Source organism: Gordonia sp. NPDC057258 (genome assembly GCF_042668985.1).
GTDB classification, from domain to species: Bacteria; Actinomycetota; Actinomycetes; order Mycobacteriales; family Mycobacteriaceae; genus Gordonia; species Gordonia hongkongensis.
The window spans coordinates 1-6,641 of sequence record NZ_JBHUXZ010000065.1; the positions used below are offsets into that span (position 1 = coordinate 1).

5 protein-coding genes and 1 pseudogene are annotated in these 6,641 nt (G+C 60.2%); 2 read left to right on the forward strand and 4 right to left on the reverse strand.

Translation table 11 applies throughout. The features are described 5' to 3' along the window. Positions 1 to 721: 721 nt before the first annotated feature. Entirely contained in the window at positions 722 to 1,528 is an 807-nt protein-coding gene (locus ACFUEJ_RS23970) for a LuxR C-terminal-related transcriptional regulator (protein ID WP_006898342.1), read from the reverse strand. 792 nt (positions 1,529 to 2,320) lie between these two features. On the opposite strand from ACFUEJ_RS23970, the gene ACFUEJ_RS23975 reads away from it, so the two are divergent. Beyond that, positions 2,321 to 3,142: a lipase family protein gene (locus tag ACFUEJ_RS23975; RefSeq protein WP_165630248.1), complete on the forward strand. Its 822-nt coding sequence runs from the start codon at positions 2,321 to 2,323 to the stop codon at positions 3,140 to 3,142. A 272-nt stretch (positions 3,143 to 3,414) separates the two neighbouring features. Here ACFUEJ_RS23975 and ACFUEJ_RS23980 read toward each other — a convergent pair whose 3' ends face one another. The 3 genes from ACFUEJ_RS23980 to ACFUEJ_RS23990 all read right to left on the reverse strand — a co-directional run bounded on the left by ACFUEJ_RS23980 (position 3,415) and on the right by ACFUEJ_RS23990 (position 6,169). Beyond that, entirely contained in the window at positions 3,415 to 4,071 is a 657-nt protein-coding gene (locus tag ACFUEJ_RS23980; protein ID WP_006898340.1) for a hypothetical protein, read from the reverse strand. Next, entirely contained in the window at positions 4,053 to 4,628 is a 576-nt protein-coding gene (locus ACFUEJ_RS23985; protein ID WP_156896118.1) for a hypothetical protein, read from the reverse strand. The genes ACFUEJ_RS23980 and ACFUEJ_RS23985 overlap by 19 nt, the downstream gene beginning before the upstream one ends. A gap of 797 nt (positions 4,629 to 5,425) precedes the next feature. Beyond that, positions 5,426 to 6,169, reverse strand: a complete 744-nt coding sequence (locus ACFUEJ_RS23990; protein ID WP_075844772.1) for a DUF4839 domain-containing protein — start codon at positions 6,167 to 6,169, stop codon at positions 5,426 to 5,428. Positions 6,170 to 6,398: 229 nt separating this feature from the next. Between ACFUEJ_RS23990 and ACFUEJ_RS23995 the strand changes: the two are divergent. Then, positions 6,399 to 6,587 (forward strand): annotated as a pseudogene (locus ACFUEJ_RS23995) (DUF2510 domain-containing protein); the annotation flags it as partial. Positions 6,588 to 6,641: the final 54 nt, after the last annotated feature.

The following is a 6,641-nucleotide window of genomic DNA, read 5'->3' on the forward strand; positions in this document are numbered from 1 at the left end:
GTCGACACGACGAACACAGGGTGGGGACTTTTATCTGGCCACCAGCGGGGACCTCGACCTGGCCACCAATGGGGACTTTCTCATGGCCATGGACAACTGCTTGGCGCGCTCGGCACCGAACAGTTGACCCTGAGCGAGCTCACGAACTCCTCACCCGAGGCGAAAACTCTGACGACTGGGATAGCTACCTGGATACGCGAATCGGTAGTTCTGGAAGACGGGTCACGCCCCCACGGCATCACCTACCCGTCAAAATGGGGCGCCGGTCTCACTAACTGGGCGATGTGGATGCGCCGAACCGATGACGGCACCGGGCAGGACCCGATCAAGACGCTCGAGACAGCCGAGATTGGGAAGCACTCAGCCGCACTCATAGCGGCAGCCCAACTTCGGGGATTCTCCATATTTTGAACGCCAAGACCGACACAAGCCTCAGAGTGAGCTGAAGTAGCCCGGCGAGGCGACACCCTCGACCAGCATACGCCGCTTGACTTATGTCGCATCTACTTGAAACTTCCGCTCCCCCAGTCGATCTAGAGGGCTGATTAGATATTATGACATTTGAGCAGGTAGGGGCGGCCTCTACCGCCGCATTCTGGCGAAGCAGGAACTCGGACAGAGACACGACCACGGAAGCTACTGCCTGGCAACGCGATTTGAGGTCGAGTTAACAGCCTCGGCAAGACATGGACATAGTCGCGCACCTGCTGATCTCTGGCCTTTAGGGTAAAAGGCCTGCCGAGCGAGCAAGCACCACAGCTTCTAGTCGCGAGGACGCACCAAGTTTGTGCATTATTCCCTTCATATATCCTTTTACGGTATTTACGGTTAGGCCGAGCGAATCAGCAATCCGAGCATTCGGGTATCCAAGCGCAACAAACGCCAGAACATCTTGCTCCCGGGCGGTTATATTTGTTGACATTGACTTGGCATCAGTTTCGGCAGTGAGCATTTCGATGATATCGGTGAGTTCCCCCGAGAGGCGCTGGTCGTCCACATCCTCAACCAGCTGGCGGAGACGTGCGAAAGCGGCGGTGACACGGTTGCGAAGATCCTTGTCTGGCGAGTGCGCATCGTACTCCAACAGCGCCCGGGCGGACGCGATCTCTTGCTCAATGGCTCGCGCCTCGCTTGCGAGTGTGTCGAGCATCCGATCACCAATGAGGCGTGGGGTGTGGAGTGCACCGTAGATCACCGCGATCGGGACTCGATCGACAATAACAGGGGCGGCCATCATCGCGCGCAGTTCTTCCTGCTCGATAATATCGTTGTAGCGGTGGGAGATTCGCGGCGTTTCCAGATAGTCGTCGACGACCATTGGCCGTCTTAGGGCAACTACCCTGCCGCCCAGTCCGTGCCCGACCTCGATAGAAACTCCATCGATTACGCCTTTCGTCTCGCCCTCAAAGTGCTGCAAGTGCACCGTTGATCGCCCCTTGGCCATGCCGGCGAATGCCAGAGAAACATTGGTGTCCCGGCGCACCCTGCGCAATGAACTGGAGACGATCTCCTCGATCGTTCTAGACATTTGCTCTCCTACCATCAGTGGTGAGCAGATCTCATCGCTCGTTCTAGACGCTCGACCCCCTCTTCGGGGGGTGTGGACGAGGTCGCGCCCGCTTCACCCTGTGAGAGAACATACAACGCCAGGGAAGATTGGCATTCCAAATCGGGGGTTTGTGATGCACCAGCTCGTGGAGGCGCTGACTCCGAGTGTTCACGTCGCTACAGGTCAGCAGCTGTCCCATCAGCGCGCCTCACAGTCGCACCTCGGGTGAGTGCGCCGTGACATCGGGTGCGGCCGAGCGAGGTGCCGAAGACTGGTTCTCCCGAGACAGTTCGATGTGTGTTCACAGTTAGAGAACTCAACGTGTACGATGTGTGTTCACAGTTAGAGAACTCAACGTGTACTTTTGAAGGAGTGGATGTGCCCCGTACTTTCCTAGCAAGATCGATTGGATACGCAGCTGCTGCGCTACTCGTAGCAACAGCAACAGCAACAGCGGGCGCTCCGGCCGTTGCAGAGCCTGCGGACGCCCCTGTCGAGAACGGCGGCCTGCTGCGGTCTGTTAAGACGGATCTCCTGGCAGGCGCCATCCCTACTGGGGTGAAGGCGACTTCGGTCACGTATCGAAGCTCCGATACCCGCGGCAAGCCAGTCGCTACAACGGGAATTGTTATGGTTCCGGCTTCGAAGTGGACTGGTAGAGGACCTCGCCCATTGGTCACCTATGCAGTTGGCACCCACGGCTCGGATCCGAGTTGCCGACCTTCACAGCTGCTGACTCGCGGACTGACCACCGACCGCTCTGGCGTTCCTATGATCGAGCTACAGCTGCTTGACGTGGCTTCCCTCTTGACTCGAGGGTTCGCTGTAACCATGACCGACTTTCAGGGGACGGAGGCGCCGGGGCGGCTACCTTACCTGCAGCCCATTCCCCAAGCCCACGCAGTGCTTGATGCTGCGCGCGCCGCTATATCGGTGGGGGCAGTTGATCGCCGAGCGCCTGTCGGAATCTGGGGATACTCACAGGGGGGCGGGGCAGCTGCCGCCGCTGCCGAACAGGCCAAGTCTTATGCCCCTGAACTCAATATCAGAGGGTCTGTGGTCGGTGCGCCCCCGACCAACCCGGCGCGAACAATGATGTTCAACGAAGGGAAGCTAGCGGCCGGAGTTATTGGCTACTTCGTGAACGGGGTACGGGCTGAGTATCCGCAACTTGCGCCGAAGATCGATGCGAAACTAAACAGTCAGGGTAGAGATTTTCTGCGTAAGACTGCGGGTGAGTGTCTGGTGGGCAGTGTCGTCGGCCACTATTTCAGATCGACAAAGGGGATGACGGTAAGTGGGCGACCGTTAATCGAAGAGTTGGCTTCCGATCCTGAGATAAACAGCGTATTCCAGAGTTTCGTAATGGGACGAACGGCACCGAGTCATCCGGTACTCCTTATGCAGAACGTGAACGACGACGTTGTCCCCGCCGACGATGCGAATGCCACGGCAGACGCTTGGAAACGCGGGGGTACCAACGTCGCCAGGGCGAATATCAACACACCATCGCTACCGTCCATCGGACACACAGTCGGATTGGTTACCGGTAATATCGCAGTCAACTGGCTGGCAGGCCGACTCACCCAATAAATGGCTCACAGCGAGGACCTGCGGAAGTCAAGCGTGTCTGCCGGCTTCCGCAGGTTGGCCCCTGAAGCATGGCCGTCACCGACACAGCTCGTCTATGCATCTGGCCACCAAGTGTTTGTCCACCACAGCAGCACGTGACCGCTGGTCCAGCGCTTAGTGATCGACGCAGGTCGCAGACACATGGCGTCCAAGCGGGTCGAAACGACGCGTAGCCAGCGCGCGATCACCGCCGGGTGAACTCCAACCCCACGGGTGACGCGCGCCGGACCAAACTAGGCGTGATCGTTGCGAAAGTACTTCGCTCGAGTCTCTGTCGGCAGCACTTCTAGCCGTCCCCTGAAATGAGAGCGTGCCGCCTCGACCTTCTGCTCATGACTTCGTGTGGCGGTCGTCAGCTGACTCTTGGCTCGCTCGATCTTTTCGGGAAGCGTCTTCTTCTCGTCAGCGGCCAGCCGTGCTTGTTTGTTGATCGCTGCCGCCAGCGCGTAGGCGTTCGGACCGGCTTTTGGGTCTTTCGATGCATCAAGGGTGGCGACACCATTTACTGCAGGACCATCAACCACAACGTACGCGTTGCCGGCACCGTTGGTGGATTCGTCGGCTGCCGATGCGGTGACGCCGATGATCGACCCGCTACCTTGCCTGGTGTCGATCCATCGCTGGTAGACCGTCACTCCTCCGCCGGCGGCGACCCGCTGGCCCTTGACGCTGCTCAGTTCGCTGATGGTTCGCTCGATGCTGGCGACTTCTGTCGTCATCAGCCGCGATGCAGCCCGGAACTGCTTGCGTGCAGACCTGGCGGCTGTCACTGCGTGCTGTACCTCGACATCGAGCTTGCCGAACTCCCGCCGGCGGTATTCGAACCAGCCGACGCCGACGATCACGGCCAGCGCGATGATGACCGCTACTGCTATTCCGGTGGCATCCATGTGGTTGGTCCTTCTGCTTGGTCACAATTGTTGTCGGGAACGGCGGATTGACATGAGAGTCTGTCAATCTTTGGATGGGCCTCGAGTCCTTGACCGGGTCGATCAGGGAGCGTCTTGCGAGTAGCGCTCTCGATTTGGTGGCGCAACTCCGTGGCTATGCTCGCGGGAACATCGATGTGAGCCTTGCCGAAGAGTTCGGTCACTCGTCGGTAGGCAGTTGCTCGTTCGTTAGGAGGAGATCGATCGTCGAGCGCCACTTTGATTGCCGATTCAGCGCGTCGCAGCAGAGTTCGTTGCTCAGCCGACAGACCGCTGTCACCCGAGGCTGAAGCAGCTGCGTACGCGGCCCTCCATGCGGTTTCGGCAGCAACGGCCCGATCGGCGAAGTCACGCACGAAACCGAGTTCGTCAGGAACGGTGCCATCTACTCGCAAGGCATCGGCATGGGCGAAAGCAGTGTAGAAAGCTTGCACGAGCGGGTGTGTTCGATCGGCCAGTAGTGGGCGATGGAAGAATGCCGTTGCGTCGGTCTCGTAGGCAGCGAACTCTTCCCGCACCGTGTTCAGTCGGCGAACAGCGTCAATCCATAGCGCAGAGCGTAGTTGAGCATCGTTACCAATGCGCCCGGACGGTGGTGCCGCTGCGACGTCCGCGGCTGGCGGCTGTGGCCGGACTTCGCCACGAGTGTGCGGAGTATGAGAGGCCTGATGAAGGACTGCTCCGGGCGTGACGCACAGGACGCAGAAGCTGTTTCGCGCGCTTGTCACCGACTGAGGGGGAACCAGTTCGTTACCGGTGCTGCCTCGTATGGGACGAGTGATTACGACTGATCCGGATATGGGCCAAGCTTCATACGGTGCAGTGACAAGCATGTCAGCAGCTGCGGAGCGGAGACGACGCAGCCACTCCCGAAAGGCAGGGTCACCGTCCGCGATTATCAGTGGACCTTTGTTGTCGTCAACCCACTCAGCCACAGTGAGACCGGTTCCTGGGATCAGTAGTGTGGCGACGGCTTGACTCAGGTAGTAGCTCGTGGGGGCGTCGCGATCATTGTCGGCGTCATCGGCCGCGTGCATGGGCGAAATTCCTTGCCGGTACTGGGTCTCAGGTTTCGCTGAGTGTATCCGCCTGTCCGGAGAGCTCGTTACGCAGACTGAGGACCCGAGGAGTGGTGTCGGCGAGCATGGTCAGTTAGGTTTTTGCCGCCCGCGGGCGTCGGCAGCGTGGTGCGCTCGAGCACGACTCCAGGCTCAACTAGCCGTTGCCTGTTCCCATGTCGCCTAACAGCAGCACAGCTGCGGATGTCGTTCCGAGACAGGTGGGTGGCGTGCGCGCCGCGAGCTACTACGTACGGCTAGCGAACGGCGGTTGCAACCGGCTCAAGCAGTAGCAGGCACGACCGATCCTCGTAGCGGTCGACTTCGGCCGTTATGTCGAGGTTCGTCCCCACGCCGATCGTGTCCGGTACCGGGCCGACCCAGTGGAGGTCGTTGAGGGTGTTCTCATCACGGAACTGGAAAGCCGGTCCAGTCGCTGACGCAGCGTCGCCCGCGTTGATTAGGATGTCGTACCTAGTCTTCGCGTTCCCGTGCGGTGCCATCGCGGCGATGCTGCCGGGAAACACGATCGTTCGACCACGATGAGCCGCAGCAAACGCTGCGATGTCCGGCGAGCAGTAGTCAGTGAACGCGAGGACAGCCGCGAACTCAGGACTGTTCTCAGGCGTGAGCACCTCGCCATCACGGGTCGATGACCGTGACGCTGCTTCGCCAGTCGCTTCAGCGGACGGTTGCCCGCTCGGCGAAGCTGTCGCTTCACCCGGCGCGGGATTCGCCGGGGCAGTGTTCTTCTCGATGACTAGCCCGACGGTCACAATGATTGCCAGCACGAGCACAACCACGCCGCCACCGATGATCCAAAGCAGCCGACGAGACTTCGGCCGGGGGCGACGGAAGGTGATTTCAACCTGAACCATACCTGGCGACTGCGAGACCAACTCCCAGCCGTCGGCCTCCCACTTCTTTACAATCCGCGACTCCATGCCGCGGACCGCACGGATCGTTTTCGTCTCGTACGTGACTCCGGTGTCCGTTGCCATGCTCACAGCCCCTCAGCTTCATGCCAGGAAGGTGGCCGGCCCGTGCTGAGCCTACTGGCCATCCGAGCCCGTACCCGCCACTGGGACACCCCATATCCCTTTGTCGCCCGCGGGTGATCCTGCGGAGGGTCAGGGCCGAAGGACGGACGAGTGCGGCTAATCTTGTCGAGTTTCGTCAAGAGAGGGCACCCATACGACCACTCCACCGCCTCCCCCACCTGGGTGGTATCCAGATCCATCGGGAGGTTCAGGATCACGGTACTGGGACGGCAAGAAATGGAGGGCACAGGTGGCGCCCGCCCCGCCAGCACCCGACTTGGGTAGTGGAAAGCTAGCCCCGCTGCTGTCTGATACACGGGGTGCTGCGGGTGCTCCGATGTCAACGGCCAGTTTGATGTCCCCGCTGGTGGCCAGGTAAAAGTCCCCACCCTGTGCGGGATGTTCTAGGTCGGTGGCACCTCCGTTCGGTGTG

Bases quoted from the DNA above. Each gene is read 5' to 3' on its own strand.
- ACFUEJ_RS23975 (WP_165630248.1), top strand. From the start codon at position 2,321: ATGATCGAGCTACAGCTGCTTGACGTGGCTTCCCTCTTGACTCGAGGG.
- ACFUEJ_RS23990 (WP_075844772.1), bottom strand. From the start codon at position 6,169: ATGGCAACGGACACCGGAGTCACGTACGAGACGAAAACGATCCGTGCG.
- ACFUEJ_RS23970 (WP_006898342.1), bottom strand. From the start codon at position 1,528: ATGTCTAGAACGATCGAGGAGATCGTCTCCAGTTCATTGCGCAGGGTG.
- ACFUEJ_RS23980 (WP_006898340.1), bottom strand. From the start codon at position 4,071: ATGGATGCCACCGGAATAGCAGTAGCGGTCATCATCGCGCTGGCCGTG.